Below are 19,578 nucleotides of genomic sequence, written 5' to 3' on the forward strand. Positions count from 1 at the left end.
CCTCCCGAGGTCCTGTGGTCGTGGCGGGGTGCGGCGCCCGGCGTCACCGGACGTCACCCCGCCGCACGTCCGGGCGACCGCTCGCGATGTAGTCGCGCACCGACTCGGGCATGCCCGGCTCCTCACCCAGCATCGCCGTGGGGTCGGCCTTGCCCTCCACCAGGTCGTTGATGGTGACACCGGCGGGCAGGCCGAGCGAGCCGACCTCCGCCACCGCCTCCAGTGCGTTGGCCCGGGCCTGGCGGATGGTCGACATCAGCGCCTCCGACAGCTCCTTCGGCGTCATCCGGTGGTACGCGCCGGTGGGGAACTCGATCGCGGTGACCTCGCCCTGCGCGTTCACGGTCGCCTTGACGGTCTGCCGGGGCGCGGTGGCCGTGCCGGTCACCTCGTTGATCCGGCGCCGTGCCTCGACGGCCTCCTCGCGCTGCTTGCGGTACAGCGCGAGCAGGTCCTCGATCTCCTGGTCGTAGGGACTGCTCACGTGGATCTCCTTGTGTGGTGCGATGGTGCTGCGGCGCGCGGGCGCCGCGGGGCGGGCGGTGTCACAGCACCGCCCCGGCTCCGTCCGAGGCCGCCGAACCCCAGGTGTCGCCCTCCTGGACCAGCAGGTCGGCGATGCCGCGGCTCGGCTTCTCCAGCTCCTCCTCGGACTCCGCATCCTCCTCGACCGGCTCGTGCGGGGGCAGTTCGGCGGCGTACTCCGAGGGATCGCCGGAGAAGGAGCGCAGCGGTACGGCGGGGACGACGGTCTCACCGGGCGCGGTGGACGCCGTCCGGTTGGGCCGCCAGGTGGACAGCCGGGGGCCGTCCTCCTCGCCCTCCACCGGGGCGCCCGTCCGGCCGGTCCAGGTGCTCGCCTCCTCCGTGGCGTAGCCGGGCGCCCGGACCTCCTCCTCGTCCTCGGTCGGCACGGACCACAGCAGCGGGACGAACGACGCCCCCGCGCTGTCCCACGCCTCGGTGTCCTCCGCCTCCGGGCCCCCGGCGGGCGCCACCGCGACATGGTCGTCGGGCAGTTCCTGGTCGTAGGGGTCCTCGTCGGGTTCCTCGGAGACCAGCTGCTGCGGTGGTACGGGCTCCGTCGCCTCCTCGTTCCCGTCCTCGTCGTCCGGGTCCTCGGGGCCCGGCTCCGCGGACGCGGACCGCGAACGGTCCTGGCCGCCGGCCACCGGCAGCAGGATGACCGCCGCGCCGTCCTCGTCCCGGTGCCGGTGGCGCCGCTCGGCGGGCTCCTCATCGGACGGGGCCGAGGCCGCGCCGAGGGCGGCACCGGCCGCCGCGCCCGCCGCCGCGCCCAGCAGGGCGGCGGGCAGCACGCCCTCGCCCAGGCCGTCATGGGCGCCCACGACCGGACGGTCCCCGTCGGGCTCGGCCTCCGCCGACCAGGGCTCCGCCTCGGGAGCCAGCAGGCCCGAGGCGTCGGACCGCTCCTCCTGCTGCTGCCCGCCGGGGGCCGCGGACGCGCCCGGCATCATGCCGGGCATGCCGGGCTCTGCGGCCGTGGCGAGGGGTGCCGCCGGGGCCGTCGTCGGCTCCGGGGCGATGGGCAGCCCGTCCGAGCCGATCATCACCCCCTCGGGCAGGGGCCCCGGCGCGACCGCGCCGGGCAGCGCGAGCCCCTCGCCGCCCGCCTCGGCCCCGCCCTCGATCTCGTCGGGGGCGTCCACGTCGCCCGTCCAGGGCTCGGCGTCGGGCTCCAGCAGACCGGAGGCGTCGCTCGGATCGGTGCTCGCCGACGCGGCGGGGTTGCTGCCGCCCGCACCCGGCATCATCGGCATACCGCCCGCGCCGAGCGGACCGCCCTCCGCGGTCTCCAGTTCGCCCGGAAGCGCCTCGGCCTCCTCCCCGTCGAAGGGCAGGCCCAGTCCGTCGCCGCCCGCCAGGGCGCCCTTGCCGCCGATCTCGTCGGCAATGTCGGGATCGCCGGTCCACGGCTCGGCGTCGGCGTCCAGGAGTCCGCTGGCGTCGCTGGGGTCCACGGCGCCGTTCTGCTGTGGTGCGCCGGATCCCATGCCGGGCATCATCGGCATGCCGCCCGCGCCGAGCGGGCTGCCGACACCGTCCCCGGTGCCGAGACCGCCCGGGAAGGCCTGCGCCTCGTGCTCGTCGAGGGGCAGTCCGAGTCCGTCGCCGCCCGCCTTGGCGCCCTTGCCGCCGATCTCGTCGGCCACGCTGGGATCGCCGCTCCAGGGCTTGGCGTCGGAGTCGAGGAGTCCGCTGGCGTCGCTGGGGTCCACGGCGCCGTTCTGCTGCGGTGCGCCGGATCCCATGCCGGGCATCATCGGCATGCCGCCCGCGCCGAGCGGGCTGCCGACACCGTCCCCGGTGCCGAGACCGCCCGGGAAGGCCTGCGCCTTCTCGTCCAGGGCCGGCGACTCCAGGGCGTCGTTGAGCGACGACGGGGTCTTGAGCCCGTTCGGCAGGCCCGACTCCATGCCGAGGCCGCCCGGGAACCCCTCGGGGGAGACATCGCCGAGCCCCTTCCCCGCGCCCAGGCCACCGGCGCCGCCGACACCCGTGTCGCCGGGGAAGTCCTCCGGAGCGACGTCGTCGGCCCAGCTGGAGGGAGCCTCCGCGAGCTTGCTGCCCGTCGGCAGCCCTTCCCCGTCCGTGTTCAGGGCGCTGGGGAAGGGGCTGGGCGCGAGCGTCGGGACGCCGCCGTTCAGACCGGTGCCGCCCGGGAACGCCGCCGGGTTGAGCGCCTGGTCCAGCGCGGACGGGTCGAGGGTGTCGTTGCCGAGGCCGTCCTCACCGGGACCGCCCAGCTTGGGCATGTCGCCGCCCAGGTCGGTGCCCCCGCTGAACGGGGCCGGCTTGGCGAATGCCTCCGTCGGGTCGAGGTTCGGCATGGTGGGCGCGTCCATCGCCGAGGTGTCGGGGGCGGAGAACTGCCGTGCGTCCAGCGGGTCGAGATTGGGCAGGTGCTGCTCGGTCAGGTCGGGGTTGGGGCTGTCCGGCAGGTTGTCCGGCACATTGGGATTGTTCGTGGGGCTGGTGACCGGCGGAGGGGTGTGCACCGAGTCGATGGTGACCTGGTACTCGCCCGCCAGGCTCTTGAGGACGGCCCGCATGTCACTGGTCATCATCTGCACCAGTTCGGGCTTCTCATGGATGGGGATCAGGCCATTGCTCATGGGCTTGACGCCCATCTTGATGGCCTGGTTGGCGTACCAGGTGTCGATGTCGGAGATCTTGACCTGCGCGTTGTACAGGTTGACCGAGTTGTCCGCGAGCTGCTGCGGCACCGAGTTGCCCGCCTCGCCGCCGGACAGCACGTCCGACGTCGCCTTCACCTGGCGCGAGAAGGTGTTGATCATGTCGAGGAAGGCGTCCGCCGCATCGCCCTTCCACGGGCCGTTGTCCCCCGCCAGCGCCTTCGCCTGATCCGCGATGCTCTTGGCGATCCCGGACAGCACCACCTGCGCGTTGAGGAAGTGGCCCGCCGCGTCCATCAGGGACTGGGGGTCGGAAATGCCCTTGGCGCGCTCCAGGTTCGCATCGGAACCGGTACCGGCGGACATGCCATTGATGGCCGCCATGATCTGCTTCCAGTCCCACGAGTTGTAGTCGTCGATCGAGCCCGGATCGGTTCCGGGATCGGCGAAGACACCGTCGCCGCTGCTGCTGTCGAAGCCGTGGCTGTTGTAATCCGGGCTGCCCATGAGTGCCCCTGTCTCCCGCTCACGCCTGTGTCAGGGCCCCCGCCGTCCCCCGGTGCCGCTGCCGGCACCGGGGGACGGGAGGACCGCCGGTCAACTTCCTGCGCCGCCGTGTCCGCCGGCGTCGGTCACCAGGCTGGTGAAGTCGCTGGTCGTGGTCTGCATGGCGTTCTGCAGATCCGTCGACTTCATCCGCCCGGCATCTTCCAGAGTGGTGTACTGCTGCGCCAGCTGCTTCACGCCGTCGCGCAGATCGCCCAGGCCCTGGGCGAGGTCCTGGAAGACCTTGATGTACTGATCCTTCAGTCCGGCATCGGCGTTCGGGCCGTTGACCTTCGTCCGGATCTGATTTGCGTGGTAGAACGCGCCGGGCTCCACCTGCACCTTTTGCAGAACGGAGGCGGCGTCCCGGGTGGGCTGGATCAGCTTGTCGATGTTGTTGGCGAACAACACCATCGACGGCGTGTCCACACTGGTCCCGCTGCCCGGGTTGCCCGAACCGCCCGGCACGTTCGGCGCGTTGAAGGTCGAGGCCGGAGGCACAGTGCCGTGCCCCGCCGCGATCGTCGTCCCGCCGTCGTAGTGCTGGGCCGTCGGCGTAGGGGTCGAGGAATGATGGTCATCAGAGCTCGGGTCGTACGCTGGGCGGTCTGCCATGTCAGGTCACCCCCAGAGCTGAACGCCCTGGCGCTCACCGGTCGAGTAGTACTCGTTGATGGTGCCCAGCATCTGGGTGGCGGCGGCGGCCTTCTGGGTCATGTCCGCGGCGGCCGCGTCCCACTGCGCCTTGACCTGCGCGTAGGTCTGCTGCGCGTCGCTGGTCCACTCGCTCAGGTGCACCTTCGCCTGGTTGTCCAGGTCGGCGAGGGTCTGGTTGATGCGCTGGGTGATGGAGTTCATCTCGCCGACGATGTAGTCGACCTGCTCCATCTGAACGGTGTACGTAGCCATGTTCTGTCCGGCTCCTTCGTGAGGACGGCTGGGTGTGTCGGGGGAAAGGCTGCGTCAGGAGGGGAAGCCCGGCAGGCCGATGTTGCCGGAGCTCATCTGCTGCGCGACCTGCTGCGCCTGCTGCTGGGTGTTCTCGTGGGTGTTGGCGTAGACGTTGGTGTTCTGCGCCAGCTTCTCCAGCATGGTGCGCAGCGCCTGGTTGACCTTGTCGAAGTCGGTCAGCCAGTCCTGCATGGCGTTGTGGTAGACGTTCGCGGCGTCACCGCTCCAGCTCGCACGCAGGCCTTCGATCTGGCCGTCCATCTGCGCGTAGGAGCCGGTGGTCTCGTCCAGGGCGGTCTGGAAGCTGCCCTGGGCAGCGGTCATTCCCTGGAGTTCAACTGACGTCAGTGCCATGGTGTGGTCCTCTCTCGTTCTGCGGCGCCGGCTGGGGCCGATAACAGCGATACCGCTCCCGTTGCGGGGGCGTATCCGCGCCGGATGGTGGGGGGTTCACCCGCATGCCGCCGGATCGTGCGGAGAGTCCGCGCGTCACGACGGGGGCGGACGTTTCTCATGTCCGCACCAGAGACTCCGTTTGCTGGTGCGGTGGTTCCGCCGATTCCGCATCCGGGGGCGCCGAGTCCCCGGATGCGTCGGGGGCCGCCGGAGCTGCGGGTTCCCGGCCAGGAGCCGCAGGGGGGCCCGGGAGATCGGACGGGGAGACGGTGCGGGTACGGGAGGAGGCCGCGAGCCGCTCCGCGAGCCGGTGCGCCTCCCAGGCCCCTCCGTGCGGCGGGGACGCCTCGAAGGAGGCGGCGAGCACCCCGGCGGCCTCGTCGGACAGTTTGAACCCGAAGCCCCGCAGCTGATGCCTCATCAACTCAATGGCCTGGTCGGCGGTGTACGGGTCCAGCCGCAGATACTCGGCGAACTCGTGCACGATCTCGCCGCGTTCGCGCATCAGCTCCCGCAGCTCGGCGGGGGAGCCGCACAGCGCCAGCACCGTACCGCCCGGGGTACCGGCCAGCCGGGCCAGCCCGTCGAGCACCGCGGTGCGCTCCGCCTGGGGGCGGCGGCCGAAGCCGTCGTCGAGGTTCAGCACCAGCAGCCCGCCCTCCGCCTCCTCCAGCGCGGTCGCCAGCCGGTAGGCGGGCTGCTCCGGCCAGCGCACCGGCAGCGCCGAGAGACGCACCTCGTGGACGGCGCCCACTGCCAGCAGCCCGGCCTCCGTCAGGCACCGCCCGTAGACCCGGGCCAGGGCCCGCCGTCCGCTGCCGAGCGGGCCCTCGAGGACCACATTGGCCTGCGTCGAGACGGGACGGCCCTGGGGCGCCCCCGCCCCGGTGAGCGCCTCCAGCCGGGTGCGGAGCGCGGCGCGCGCCGTGTCCAGGCCGGTCATCGCCGCCAGCTTCCGCAGTCCCGTGGACGCGCCCGCCGGTGCGGCGGGCGCCACCGCCTGCCGTGCCGGGGCGGGGCCCGCCGTCCGGGGTGCCGGGGACTCCGCGCCGCCGGGGTCGACGGGCACGGTGATCACATCGGCGCCGGTCAGCCGGGACAACTCGCCGTCGTCGTCCGGGGGTTCGGCCGCGAGACGGGAGGCCTGCCTGCTGATCATCTCCTCGAAGACCTGGCGGGCGACCCGGCCGTTGCCGAAGGTCTCGCTCTTCGGGACCTCCTCGAAGTACCGGTCGAGCGCCTCCAGGGCCGAGCCCGACAGCTCGTAGTAGTGCTTGGCGCACAGGCCCCGGACGATCGTGACCAGTTCCTCGGCGCTGTAGTTCGGGAACTCCACGGTGCGCGCGAACCGCGAGGCCATACCGGGGTTGGAGGCCAGGAACTGGTCCATCTGGGCGGAGTACCCGGCGACGATCACCACGACCTCGTCGCGGTGGTCCTCCATCAGCTTCATCAGCGTCTCGACGGCCTCCTGGCCGAAGTCGGGACCGGTGCCGCGGGACTGGTTGGTCAGGGTGTACGCCTCGTCGATGAAGAGCACACCGCCGAGTGCCTTGTTGAAGACCTCGGTGGTCTTGATGGCGGTGCCGCCGATGATCTGCGCCACCAGGTCGGCCCGGGCCACCTCCACGATATGGCCCTGGCTGAGGATGCCCAGCTCCGCCAGGACCGCGCCGTAGAGGCGGGCCACGGTCGTCTTGCCGGTGCCGGGCGGCCCCGCGAAGACCAGGTGCCGGCTCATGGGCGGCATCGGCAGGCCCATCTCCAGGCGCCGCTGCGTCATCTTGTTCAGGTTGATCAGGCCGGTGACCTCGCGCTTGACGCTCTCCAGACCGACCAGCGCCTCCAGTTCGGCCAGCGGGCCCGTCCCGGTGTGCCGGGTCTGGTGCGGCTGGGCGCCACCGTCCTGGCCGCCCATGCCGCCCGCGGCGCTGACCGTACGGCCGGAGGCGTCGCCGCCGGTCTCCACCCGTTCCACCGACACCTGACCGGACTTGAGCTGGTGCACCGGGATGCCGCCGTTGTCGCGGATCTCGCAGTCGTGCACCCGCACCGGCTCGTCGGTGTTGCAGCGCACACCGTCGCCGCCGTTGTCGAAGACGGTGCAGTTGGTCAGCTCGGCCCGTGAGGACGCCTGGATGGTGACGCCGTGGCCGCGCGCGCCATTGACACGGCAGCCCACCGCGGTGACCGCGCCACCCCCGGTGACACGCAGACCGTCACTGTCGGATCCGGTGAACTCGCTGTCCCGCACGGTCAGTTCACATTCGGCGCCGACAACCGCGGTGCAGCCGGAGAACGCCGAGCCGTCCATCTCGGCACGGGCGCCCGAGGCGAGGGCGAGCCCGGTACCGCCGCCGGAGCGCAGCCGCAGGGCCGACAGGGTCGCGGAGGCACCCTCCTCCAGTTCGACACCGGCCGTGCCGCCGGGGGCGAGGTCCGCCTCCCGCACGGTCAGCCGGGCCCCCTGGCCGGACGCCCGCAGCGCGGCACCGCTGCCGCCCTCGGTCGTCAGCTGCTCCAGGACCACTTCGCCGGACGTCTGCACTGCCGCCGTGTCCGCGCCCGCCACGGTCAGCTCGGTGCACTCGGCGTGCCCCTCGGCCTCCACCAGCAGACCGGTCGGGGTGGAGCCGATCCGGCAGCCCTCGAGCCGGGGCCGCCCGCCGGGTGCCACATGGATGCCCTCACGGCGCGCACCCGAGACCGTACAGGCGCGCAGCACCGGCGCGCTGCCGCCGCCCACATGCACCGCCTGGCCCCCCGAACCGGAGAACGAGCAGCGGGTGAGCGTCACTTCGGCCGTGCTCGTCAGATAGGCGTCCAGTGCCGCGCTGCCGGTGACCTCGACCTCGGTCAGATCGGCGCGCGCGCTCTGCTCCACGGCCAGCGCGGGCTTGCCGCTGCCGGAGATCCGGGTGGCCTCCACCACCGCCGTGGACTGCCCGTTCACACAGATCCCGTTGCCGCGGGCCCGGTCCAACTCGCAGTCCCGCAGGGTCAGTCGGCCGTGCTCGGCCACCACCACCGCCGAGGAGCCCACCTCGTGGATACGGGACCGCTCCACGGCGTTGCCGCCGCCCGAGGTGACCACGATTCCGGCGCCCTGGGAATTGGTGACCTGGCAGTCGCGCAGCGCCACCACGCCGTCCTGCCAGGCCAGTACGGCCGCCCAGGCCTCCCCGGCGATCTGGCAGCCGTCGAGCGCCGCCTGACCGCGCCGCACATCCAGCACCGGGGCCTCCCGGTCGGAGCCGGACAGCGTCAGACCGGTGAGCTGCACCGCCTCCGCGTCCAGCACCACCGTGCTGCCCGAGGACGAGGCGATCTCCACCGTGCCGCCCGCCCCCTCGGCGGCCAGTGTCACCGCGCGGGTGATGTAGAGGGCCTCGTCGTACCGGCCCGGAGAGACGGTGATGAGTGAGCCGTCGGCGGCATCCGCCAAGGCGTCGGCGATGGCGCGGTAGGCCCCGGGACGGTCCGGGGACACCAGTAGCACGGGCCGGGTCACAGCTTCGCTCCCTTGTCAGGCGCACTCTTGTCGCCGCCATTGCCGCGCGGACGCTGCCGCCGCGCTCCACCGATCAGGCCCGGGGGCGTTCCGAAACGCTCCTCCGGCCGCTTGCCGCCCTGATCGCCGCCCTCGGACTGGGCCGAGTCGTTCTCGCGCAGCGCGCCCGCCGCGCGTTCCAACCCGTCGAGGGCGATCTCGTCCAGCGGGACCCGCTGGACATCCACCTTGCCGTCGGAGGCGATCTCCGACGGCGACAACTCCCGCAGCAGGACCGGACCTTCGCCGTCCGAAGGGCGCAGCACCTTGAACGTGGTGCCGGGCAGGAACATCACCCGGTACGGCTCGGCCGGTTCGATCAGGCTGGTACGGCGGGCCGTCATCGACCAGATGAGGAAGTCGGTGCCGTTGTCCGGACCGGGGTGGGGCGCGCTGTACGCGGTGCAGAACGCCCACTCGGTCGCCAGTCGTCCCTCCCGGTACCACTCGCGCTCCATCGGCGTGGCCCGGGCCCGCAGCAGGGCCGCGCCCCGGTAGGACGGCAGCCTGCGCAGTCCCGCCGCCACACAGCGGGCCAGCGGCACATGCGGCCCGACCGCCGCGGACCGTACCGCCTCGTCCACCTGGCCGCTCTCGCCGGACAGATAGAGCCGTACGGCGACCAGATCGGTGAGGGCGTCGGCCGCCTCGCCGCGGTTGCCGCCGCGCAGTCCGGGGGACTCCGACATGACCCGGGAGACCGTGCCCGCGACGGCGTTGTACTGCGTGCTGAAGGTCTTGCGGACCCAGTCGCGCTCCTTGGCCGTACCGCGCTCCGGCAGTACGGCGCAGGCCGAGCCCTTGGGCACCGGCTGGACCCGTACCCCGGCACTCGCCTTCGGGGCCGGGGGTGCCGCGGCGCCGCTGCCGGGGGCGTCGGACGCGGCCGGACTCCCGGAGCCGTCCGGCACCGGGGCGGCGTCGTCGGGACGTACGGGTCCGGCGGCCGAGAAGTCGGACTCCAGCCGGATCAGCCGGGCCGGGGCGGGGGCACCGCCCGCCGCCTTCGCCGCGGCGGGCCGGGACGCCGACGCCGCAGGCGCCTCCGCCGGGTTCGGCACGGCGGGGCCGGGGACACCCGGGGGCGGGGCCTGCGGGGCCTGTGGGTTCGGTGCGTCCGTGACGGGGGGTGCCGCCGGGGCCGCCGGTGCGGGCGGGGCGTCCGGGGACGCGGGGGCCGGTCCCGAACCCGGGGTGGGCGTGGGCGCGGGTGGGGCTGACGGTGCGTCGGGTATGCGCCGCTCGGCGGGGCGGTCCGCGTCGGTACGTTCGCCGGTGCCGCCGGGGGCCGGGTCGTGCCGCGGGGGCTGTCCTGGCGCGGCGGGTTCGGCGGCGAGAAGCAGGTTGGGCAGCTTGGGGCGGCCGGGCGCGGTGGGCGCGGGGGCGTTCGGACGCTGGGCAGGCGAAGGCGGCGCCCCGGGGTTGTCCAGACGCTGGGCAGGCGCGGGCGTAGCCAAGGGGGCCTCGGGGTCCTGGCCTGGCGTGGGCGGAGCCGACGGAGTGTCAGGCGTGGGCCGGCGTCCGGAGTCCGGGACGGGAGGCTCGTGGATGTCGCCGGGGCGCGGGCCGCTCTGCGGGGGCTGTCCCGGGAAGCCGGGTTCGGCGGCGGGGGGCAGGTGGGGCAGCTTGGGGCGACCGGGGGCGGTGGGAGCGGGCTGCGGCACCGGGGGCAGGTCGGGACGGAGAGCGGGGTCGGGCGAAGTGCCGGGGCCGCCCTGCGACATGCCCGGACCCGAGCCGGGCGTGAGCGGGCCCGAAGGGGACGGGCCCGAGCCGGGCGCGAGCGGGCCCGAGGGGGACGGGCCCTCGGCAGGAGCAGGCGAGACCGAGGGGCTGTTCGGACCCTGGCCAAGTGCACCCGGACCCTGCACGGAGCTGGACGGATCCGACGGGCTGCCCGGCCCCTGGTCAAGGGCGGGCGGAGCCGACGGGCTGCCCGGACCCTGTGCGGCGGCAGGCGCAGCCCACGGGCCGTCGGGCCCCTGGGCAGGGTGGGGCGGAGCCCACGGGCCGTCCGGACCCGGGGCGGAGGCCGCCCGGTCCGTCGGAGTGTCCGGGCCCTGGGCAGGGGCAGTCAGGGCCGGTGCTATCTCCGGGCCCTGGCCGGGCCCCGGCACGCCGGGCCGCCCCGATGCCGCGGCCGTGGCGACCCGGGCCGCGTCCGCGTCCGCTCCGTGCCCGGCGGGGCGCCCGGCGTCGGACTCGGTGCGCGGCAGCGCGGCCGTGGGCACGTCGGACTCGGTCCTGGCGGCCTGGGGCGCCGGAGCGGGCGCGACCGGCGCGGCCGCGGCGCTGCGGCCGACGCGGACCGCGGGGGAGTCGTCGAGGTCGAGCCGCTCCAGCGCGGGCGACTGCCCGCGGCCGGTGACCGGCGCCGCCGCGCGCTCCGGGGCGTCCTGCGGCCGCGCCGAGGACTCCGGTGCCCAGGGCGCGATCTCGGAGGGGCGGCTCTTCCTGGCGGTCAGGGGCGCCGCGGCCACCTGGGGCCCGAAAGCCTCGGGCTCCTGCGGCGACCAGAGATAGGCCTCGTCGGTCACCCCGGCCGCCCGGCCCGGCTCGTCGGCGGGTACGACCGTGAAGCCCTCGCGGCTGGCCGGGTCGAGTTTCCACAGCATGTCCTCGGCGAGCGCGCGCATACGCTCCTCGACGCCGGGCGTGCTGCGGTCGTAGAGGATGGCCGCGGCACCCGGCGCCGCGGGTATACGGCGTACCGAGTCACCGTCGGCGGGCTCCGCAGGGGGCCGCATCCACAGGCCGCACTGCACCACTTCGAGGACCGCGTCATGGGCGTACTCGTAGACACCCGCGGAGATCTCCGGCACCTCGGCGAGGGGCCGCCGCAGGCCGAAGAGGGCGGGCGGGGCAGGGGTGCCGCCGGTGCGCGGGAAGTACATCAGCTCGCTGACGAAGGGCCGGTGGCCGGGCGTGCCGTCCGGCCGCAGCGCGAGCACCTCGGGGGAGTCAAGACCCACCCGTGCCTTGACGGGCACACCGGTGTACAGGACCACCTGCTGGCCGAGGGCGTCGGCGAGTTCCTGCCCCAGCGCCCCGCTGCCCTCGGGCAGCGCGACCGGCCCGAGGTGCAGAAAACGCACCCAGGAACGCGCGGAGGGCAGCACGGTGTCCCAGAGCCGGGCCACGTCCGACAGCGGCACGGGCGGTCCGCCGGGGCTGCCGAGGACCACGGTGAGGATCTCGGGGTGGCTCGGCAGCCGGTCCACGAGGTCCTGGCCGCTGTCGTGCGAGGCCGCGGTGTGCGGGCTGTGCACCCACACCCCGCTCGGGACGGGCTCGACGACACCGTGGCCGCTGGTCACCCAGGGCCGGTCGAAGGTGGAGAACTCCCAGCGGGGCTTGGGGAAACGGCGCGAGTCGCGCTCCGCCGCGCGGCCCGGCCGGAAGCGCAGCCAGCCCGCGCCGTGGTCGCTGGGGATGAACAGGCCGCCGCCGTCGGTCAGCAGCACCTCGCCGTCCGGCGCCAGCACCAGCCGGTCCAGCCGGTCCGCGATCCGCTGGGCGGCGCTCCGCGACTCCTGCGGAGTGGCCCGGCCGAAGACCAGGCGCAGACTGTTCCCCCGGTGCGCCAGCAGGCGTGCCACCGCGTCCGCGGAGTCCTCCAGCGCGCCGAACGGCAGGTCCACCACGGCCACGGTGTGCTGCGGGTCCGGCGCGAGTCCCGCGGCGAACGCGGCCGCCTGCGGGTCGGGGTCGCCCTTGGGATGGATCAGCAGCGAAGTGCCCGTGGCGCGGCACTGCAACGCTGTCCCGCCCGCCCGGACGGCTCCCAGTCGGATGCGCATCCGCTCACCCCACCCGGGCCGCGTGGCCGGTGGGCGACGGATCGGTGCTCACCGACGGGGCGGGAGCGGTGCCCGCCGCCGCGCCGGTACCCGACGTACCCGAGCCCTGCGAGGTACCGGAGGTGCCCGACGCGCCGGACGGGCCCGGCGTCCCGGCGGCCGACGGCGCGGCCGCAGGACCGCCGAGCGGCGCCGACTTCGTTGTCAACGCGGCCGCCGTACGGTCCAGCTCGGGCCCGCGCGGCAGCACGGCGAGCAGGCTCTCCGGCAGCGGCGCCCGGGTTCCGCCGTCGATGCCCAGGTCCTGCGGGGCGGAGGAGTCGCCCAGCGGATAGGCGATGCCCCGGTCGGTGACGAGATAGGTCCGCGGGTTCGAGGCCTGGGCCGCCAACTGCTCCTGGTCGACCGCGTAGACGCCGTGCGACGGCGGCACCAGCACGGCACGGTTCCCGGTCGCCGCCGGGCCGCCCTCGACCACCACGGTGGCATCGAGCGTGCCGCCGTGGGCCGTCTCGCGCAGACACACCGTCTGCCCGGAGGCACCGGCCGACGGGGCGTTGAGGACGTCCGGCAGGGCGCTGCCCGAGGACTGGTCGGCGGACACATGGGCGGCGGCGATGTCGGCCGCCGACACCTGACGCGGCGCGGGGGCGCCGGGCTGCGCCGCGAGCAGAGCGGCCTCGGTGGCGCTCACCGGGGCCAGGCCGTCACCGGTCATCACGTAGGACCGCTTGGTGCCCGCCGCGGCGGTGGTGAACAACTGGCCCACGGTCACCGGCTGTCCGGCGACCTGTCCGGCGGCCCGTCCCGTCCCGTGGATCTTCGCCGGGGCGAGGGCGACGCCGCTCGGCACGGAGGACAGCCAGGCCGAGGGGGCGGGGACGGGCCGGTCGCCGTCCAGGCCGAGCGCGATGAGCGTGGCGTTGGACGGCACCGGGTACTTGGCGCCCCGCCACAGCAGATACCGCTTGCCCTCGGGCGACTTCAGCAGCAGCTGGCGGCCGGAGGGGAAGGCACCGGCCCGGCCGCCCGGTGCGAAGTCGATGACCCGGCCGGACGCCAGGTCCGGGCGCAGGCAGTCGGTCCAGGTCCCCGGCAGCAGGGTCGCCGCGGTGGGCAGGGCGTCGGGGGCGCCGTTGATGCCGACCGGTGCGCCGTGCGGCACATCGTTCAGCGCCTTGGCCGCCACGGTGCGCACGGTGCCCTTGCCGGTCAGCAGCAGGGCGGAGGCGTAGTTGCGTACCGGACGCAGCTGGCCGTCCAGGTAGAGATAGCGGTTGCCGGTCTCCTTCTCCACGATGATGGAGCCGGGCTTCCGCCACTCCGCCGTGGTCACCGGCGACAGCTTCCCGTAGATGAGGAATCCCACGCACAGCAGGACAACGATGCCCGCGCCGAAGAAACTGCCCAGCGCAGCCCGCTTGGTGGGGCTGTCGCCGCGGCCCGGGTCGCCGCTGACCAGGGCGGTGGCGAGCCTGCCCATCGCGAACTGGTACGCCTGCATGTGGTCGCGTCGTGTCTGCACGCTCCGGCCCCCCTCAGCTCGTCAGGGAACGGAAGTAGGAGTACGCGTGCAGCGCCTGGAGCAGCAGGGGCAGCAGCGCGATCGCGGTGACCGTCTCCAGCAGGTCGCCGCTGTGGCCCCACACCGGCAGCAGCCGGCCGCGCGGCAGCCGCCAGGCCGCCACCAGCAGGGCGGCCACGGCCGCGAGCAGCACCGCCACCACGACGATCCGGGCCCCGGTGCCCGCCGGGGCGAACCGGGTCAGTCCCACGGTGATCAGTCCGATCGCCCCGGTCACCACCATCGGCACCCGCTGCGCGGAGCGGTTCAGACCGCGCGAGCGCAGCAGTATCGCACCGGCGAACACCAGCGGCAGCAGCCAGCCGATCCAGCCGCCCTCACGCGTCATGTACCAGAAGGCCCCGGCGTAGACGAGCGCCGACGACAGGCTGAGGGTGTCGAGGTAGGCGCTGGCCAGCCTGACCCGGCCGTCCACCCGCTCCTGCGGCTCCGGGTCGATGTCCTCCTGCAACTCCTCGGCGTTGTGCGGGAGCCGGGGGATGCGCAGCCGGGCCATGCGCAGCGCCAGCCGGGGCCCGAAGTGGCCCAGTACGAACATGGCCACCGCCACCACGGCGACCGCCTGGCCGCCGTGCCAGTCGGTGGCCCGCATCAGTCCGATGCCCACGGCCGCCGCGAGCGCGGTCAGCAGTACGGTGCCGGGGACGACCAGCGGCAGCGGGCGCAGCGCCAGCAGCGTGACCGCGAGCACCACCACACAGGCCGCCGCGGCCAGCACCCCGGGCATCCCCGGGGCGTAGTCCCCGTGCGGCCCCTGACGGACCGCCAGTCCGGCGAGCGCGCCGAAGGCCATCGAGCCCAGGCCCGCGACCAGCACGGTGCCCCGGTCGGCGCCGAGCCGGGCGGCGACCACACATCCGGCGGCCAGCAGCGCGGCGATCACCCCGGCACCGGCCGCGGCCCCCCAGCCGGGGCCGAGCCCCAGCAGCGCGGCGGCCAGCGCGGGCAGCGCCAGCACCGCCATGCCCAGGGCGAGCCCCCGGGTCAGCTCGGGACGCCAGCCGCCCGGCAGCGCGGCCACCGAATGCGCCACGCCGTCGGATATGTCGTCGAAGTGCAGCGCGGGCAACGGCTCCTCGGCGGGCCGCAGATGGAGGACGTCGCCGTGGCGCAGACCCAGGGTCGTGGGGGTGCCCTCGACGTCGAGCGGGTCCTCGCCGAGCCGTTGCAGCACCCACGGCGCTCCGCGGTCGGCGGTGTCCGCCGTCACATGGCGCACCAGGACGGGCAGCAGGGCGGAGACGGCGGTGGTGAGCGGGATCGCCAGGTCGGCCTGGCCGGTGGGGCCCACGACCGTCACCCGGCAGACCTCCGAGGCCGGGGCGGTGACCGCATGCGCTGTGGTCATCGGGCTGCTCCTGTGATGCGGTGGTTCGGGACGGACGGACGCGGCGCGGGGCCGTGCGGTGCGAGGGGGGACCGGCGCGGTCCGGCGGCGGGGCTCACGGGGTCACCAGACCGGTCTGGACGAGCTTGACCGAACGGCGGGTGACGAGTTGGGCCCGGCCCGCGGGAAGGGTGCGGGGCTTGGCCTCGCCGAGGAACTTGCCCTCCTCCTTGGGGTAGGAGAACAGCAGGGCCGGGTTGCCCAGTTCCCACAGCCGGCGCAGGACCGGGTCCATCATGGCGCGCACGGCACCGGAGGTGCTGCGGGCCACGACCAGGTGCATGCCGATGTGCAGGCCCTGCGCGAGCAGCGGCACCAGCGGCGCCATCGGCGAGGGGGCCCCGGGAGACCCGGAGAACAGGTCGTAGTCGTCGATGAGGACGAACAGCCGCGGGCCCTCCCACCAGTCGCGGCGGGCCAGCTGCTCGGGGCTGATGTCCGGTCCCGGCACCCGCTTGCCGACCGACACCGAGGCGCTGGTGGCCAGTTGGGCGAGGGCGTCGCTGTCGACGACGTAGCCGACCCGGTACTCCTCGGGCACCGAGGTGAGCAGGCCGCGGCCGGGGTCGGCGACCATGATCCGCGCCTCGTCGGGGCTGTACCGGGAGGTGATGGAACGGATCACCAGGCGCAGCGCGTTGGTCTTGCCGGTCTCCCCGTCACCGAACACCATCAGATGCGCGGTGGACGAGAAGTCGTGCCAGGCCGGTTCGAGCCGCTGCTCGTCCCAGCCGAGGCACACCCGCAGATCGCCGTCGGCCGCCGGGAGCTGGTTCACCGGGAGACGCGTCGGCAGCAGCCGGACGCCCGGTGCGGGGCGGCCGGTCCAGAAGGTGTCGATCTCCGCCACCGCCGCCTTGGTGGCGGCCGTGAGGTCGGCGGTCTCGCCGGAGCTGTCCAGGCGGGGCAGGGCGGACAGGAAGTGGTGGCCGCCCGCGGTCAGGCCGCGGCCCGGCTGGTGCGGCACGGTCGCCGCGGTGCGGGAGCCGACCTCGGACTCCATGGAGTCACCGAGCCGGAGTTCGAACTTGGTGCCCAGCAGGTCGCGCAGCCGGGGCCGGATCTCCGACCAGCGCACGGCGGAGCCGATCACATGCAGACCGAAGGACAGTCCGCGCGCGGCCATCTCGATGACCCGCGGCTCCAGGTCCTCGTAGTCCTGGCGCAGCGTGCCCCAGCCGTCGACGACCAGGAACACATCACCGTACGGGTCGTCGATCTGGCCCGAGGCCTTGAGCTGGCGGTAGGCCGCCATCGACTCCAGGCCGCGCGAGGTGAACTCCTCCTCGCGCTTCTCCAGGAGCTGGGTCAGCTCGGCCACGGTCCGCAGCACCCGGTCGCGTTCCAGACGGGTGGCGACCGAGCCGACATGGGGCAGCCCGGCCGTGGAGACCAGACCGCCGCCGCCGAAGTCGAGGCAGTAGAACTGCACTTCCTCCGGCGTGTGGGTCAGGGCCAGGGACAGCATCAGGGTGCGCAGCATGGTCGACTTGCCGGTCTGCGGGGCGCCCACGAGGCCGATGTGGCCGTCGGCGCCGGACAGATCGGCGACCAGCAGTTCACGCAACTGCTCGAAGGGCCGGTCGACGATGCCCAGCGGTACGCGCAGCGTGCCGGTCGACGGATGGTCCGCGGCGCTCATGCCGCGCACCGGGTCGGGGACGATGCCCGGCAGCAGCTGGTCCAGGCTGGGGGACTCGGTCAGCGGCGGCAGCCACACCTGGCGGGCCGGCGGCCCGCTCTCCTCCAGTCGTCCGATCAGCACCTCGAGGAGGCTCTCCTCGCTCTGCTCGGTGCCCGCGGACCCGGTGGGCTCCTCGCGCTCGGCGGCCCGCGCGGACCGCCCGGCCGCCTCGGCGAGATCCTCCTCGACCCGCTCGGACAGCAGCATGCCCTGCTGCTCCAGGCCGAAGAGGGTGATCTCCTGGGCTGCCCTTGCCTGTTCGGCGCTCTGCTCCGCCTCGCTCACCGGCTCCGGCGCGGCCCCGGAGACGTAGGCGGCCTTGAAGCGGACCAGGTTGGTGGTGTCCACCTTCAGATAGCCGTTGCCGGGGGCCGAGGGAAGCTCGTAGGCGCTGGAGACGCCGATGACGCTGCGGGACTCCATCGAGGAGAAGGTGCGCAGGGCGATCCGGTAGGAGAGGTGGCCCTCCACCTTGTGGATACGGCTCTCGTCCAGGCGCTGGGAGGCGAGCAGCAGATGCACGCCGAGGCTGCGCCCCAGTCGGCCGATGGAGACGAACAGGTCCACGAACTCGGGCTTGCTGGCCAGCAGTTCGGAGAACTCGTCCACGATGATCAGCAGCGAGGGCAGCGGCGTCAGGTTGACCCCGGCGCCCCGGGCCTTCTCGTAGTCGAACAGCGAGGAGTACCCGGAGTCGCGCAGCAGCTCCTGGCGGCGGATCATCTCGCCGTTGATGGAGTCGCGCATCCGGTCCACGAGATGGATCTCGTCGGCGAGGTTGGTGATGACGGCCGAGGTGTGCGGCAGCCGGTCCATCCCGAGGAAGGTCGCGCCGCCCTTGAAGTCGACCAGCACCATGTTGAGGACTTCGGAGGAGTGGGTGGCGACCAGGCCCATCACGAGCGTGCGCAACAGCTCGCTCTTGCCGGAACCGGTCGCACCGATGAGCAGGCCGTGCGGGCCCATGCCGCCCTGGGCCGACTCCTTGATGTCCAGCTCGACGACCTCGCCCTCGTCGGTGACACCGAGCGGCACCAGCAGACGTGCCGACTGGGCCTGGCGCGGGCGCCACTTCCCTGCCACGTCGAAGGTGCGCGGGTCGCGGATGCCCAGCAGGGCGGTGAGGTCGAAGTCCGAGTCCAGGGCCCGGTCCACCAGGTCGACACTGCCGCTGGTGCGCATCGGCGCCAGGGTGCGGGCGAGGGTGTCGGCCGCCGTACGGCTGAGTGTGTCGGCCTCTGCGGTGACCGTGTCGTCGCCGGACGGGAAGGCCACCGTGGTGCCGCGCGTGGTGAGCCGCAGCACCTTGGGTCCGCCGGTCATCGCGCCCGTCGCGTCCAGCAGCACCACGTTGCGCAGCCCGCCGTGCAGCAGCCGGGAGTTCTCCGGCAGCCGCACACCCTGGGCCACGATCACCACGAACGGCTCGGCCACGCTGGGCGAGGCCTCCGGGTCGTGGTCGGGGCGGTCGCGGACGTCCGTGCCGAGGAGGTCCATCAGCGTGTCGTGGTCCTCGGACGCCAGCCGCACCTGGCCCGCGTCGTCCGCCTCACTGGGGTGGGCGTTGTGCGGCAGCCACTTGAGCCAGTCCCACTCGGTGCGTGCCGACTCCCCGCCCAGTACGGCGATCCGCAGTTCGTCGGGGGAGTGGAATACGGCGAGCTGCGCGACCGCCGCGCGCAGCAGCGCGAGGGCGGGCTCCGGCTCACCGGCCAGCTCCACGCTGGTGAACCGGCGCAGCGCGACCGGGATCGGCAGCCGGGGCACGGTCTGGTGCGCCTTGGTGAACCGCCGCAGCGAGATGGCCGTCAGCGGTTCCAGGTCCTCCACCGGCTTGGTCTGCGGCGGCAGGAACTCAAGTGCCGCGCGGCGGATGCCCTGTCCGATGCGGATGCGGCCGAAGTCCTCGTGGGACGGGCGGCGTTCCCACAGCCGGGGGCCCATGGCCAGCGCCCACAGCTGCCCCGGATCGGGGTTGTCCCACAGCAGGGCGGCCCGCTGCTGGGCGGCGGCCTGACGGGCCTGGCGGCGCTTCTGCGCGAGATAGCGGAGATAGTCACGGCGTTCCGCGCGCATCCTGCGACGGCGCTCGCCGCTGGCCCGGCCTATCTGGGTCAGCGTCATGCTGACCATGGCGATGCCCATCATGCCGGACATGAGGTAGGTCGTCGGCCCGGCGCTGCGCATGGAGAACATGAGGACCATGGCGCCGGTGCCCAGACCCATCGGCAAGTACATCAACGCCGACCCGAAGTCGGCACTTGCCGGTTCGCCCAGCACCGGGGGTTCTGCCAGCTCGACCTGTCCTTCGGGGAGCTGCGGACCCTCGGCGCGCGGTGAACGCTTGGCCACCACGGTGCTCAATGTGCAGACCTCTCTGGCGCGTGCATGTCAGTGCGCTGAGACGAATCGCAGGCGCGTCGACGGGTGTTGGTCAGTACTGCGGGTGGAGGTGGCGGCCCCCGGTGGCCCGATCCTAAGCCCCTGAAGTTGGTGCTGGGTGAACGTTCCTTGGCCGTCT

Annotated in this window: 10 protein-coding genes; all 10 read right to left on the minus strand. The window is 73.8% G+C overall.

What is annotated here, in order from left to right; all coding sequences use genetic code 11:
- Positions 1-43: 43 nt before the first annotated feature.
- Positions 44-484 (minus strand): YbaB/EbfC family nucleoid-associated protein, encoded by a 441-nt coding sequence (locus ACIHAA_RS04310; protein ID WP_399812854.1) that lies wholly within the window; start codon positions 482-484, stop codon positions 44-46.
- A 61-nt stretch (positions 485-545) separates the two neighbouring features.
- A complete protein-coding gene (locus ACIHAA_RS04315) occupies positions 546-3,665 on the minus strand; it encodes a WXG100 family type VII secretion target (RefSeq protein WP_399812857.1) in 3,120 nt (1,039 codons plus the stop codon).
- A 90-nt stretch (positions 3,666-3,755) separates the two neighbouring features.
- On the minus strand, positions 3,756-4,319 hold the full coding sequence (locus tag ACIHAA_RS04320; protein ID WP_399812859.1) for a hypothetical protein: 564 nt from the start codon (positions 4,317-4,319) through the stop codon (positions 3,756-3,758).
- A gap of 6 nt (positions 4,320-4,325) precedes the next feature.
- Positions 4,326-4,613 (minus strand): WXG100 family type VII secretion target, encoded by a 288-nt coding sequence (locus tag ACIHAA_RS04325; RefSeq protein WP_399812862.1) that lies wholly within the window; start codon positions 4,611-4,613, stop codon positions 4,326-4,328.
- 54 nt (positions 4,614-4,667) lie between these two features.
- Positions 4,668-5,009: a WXG100 family type VII secretion target gene (locus tag ACIHAA_RS04330; protein ID WP_399812865.1), complete on the minus strand. Its 342-nt coding sequence runs from the start codon at positions 5,007-5,009 to the stop codon at positions 4,668-4,670.
- A gap of 157 nt (positions 5,010-5,166) precedes the next feature.
- Positions 5,167-8,562 (minus strand): right-handed parallel beta-helix repeat-containing protein, encoded by a 3,396-nt coding sequence (locus ACIHAA_RS04335; protein ID WP_399812867.1) that lies wholly within the window; start codon positions 8,560-8,562, stop codon positions 5,167-5,169.
- Entirely contained in the window at positions 8,559-12,401 is a 3,843-nt protein-coding gene (locus ACIHAA_RS04340; RefSeq protein WP_399812870.1) for a hypothetical protein, read from the minus strand. Before ACIHAA_RS04340 ends, ACIHAA_RS04335 begins: the two co-directional genes overlap by 4 nt.
- A 4-nt stretch (positions 12,402-12,405) precedes the next feature.
- Positions 12,406-13,926, minus strand: coding sequence for a type VII secretion protein EccB (gene eccB, locus ACIHAA_RS04345; protein ID WP_399812873.1), 1,521 nt, complete (start codon positions 13,924-13,926; stop codon positions 12,406-12,408).
- Between the two features lie 13 nt (positions 13,927-13,939).
- A complete protein-coding gene (eccD, locus tag ACIHAA_RS04350; RefSeq protein WP_399812876.1) occupies positions 13,940-15,334 on the minus strand; it encodes a type VII secretion integral membrane protein EccD in 1,395 nt (464 codons plus the stop codon).
- A 94-nt stretch (positions 15,335-15,428) separates the two neighbouring features.
- Complete coding sequence (gene eccCa / locus ACIHAA_RS04355; RefSeq protein ID WP_399812879.1) at positions 15,429-19,421, minus strand: type VII secretion protein EccCa; 3,993 nt, start codon at positions 19,419-19,421, stop codon at positions 15,429-15,431.
- Between the last annotated feature and the right edge of the window lie 157 nt (positions 19,422-19,578).

The organism is Streptomyces sp. NPDC052040, from assembly GCF_044548405.1.
Taxonomy (GTDB): Bacteria; Actinomycetota; Actinomycetes; order Streptomycetales; family Streptomycetaceae; genus Streptomyces.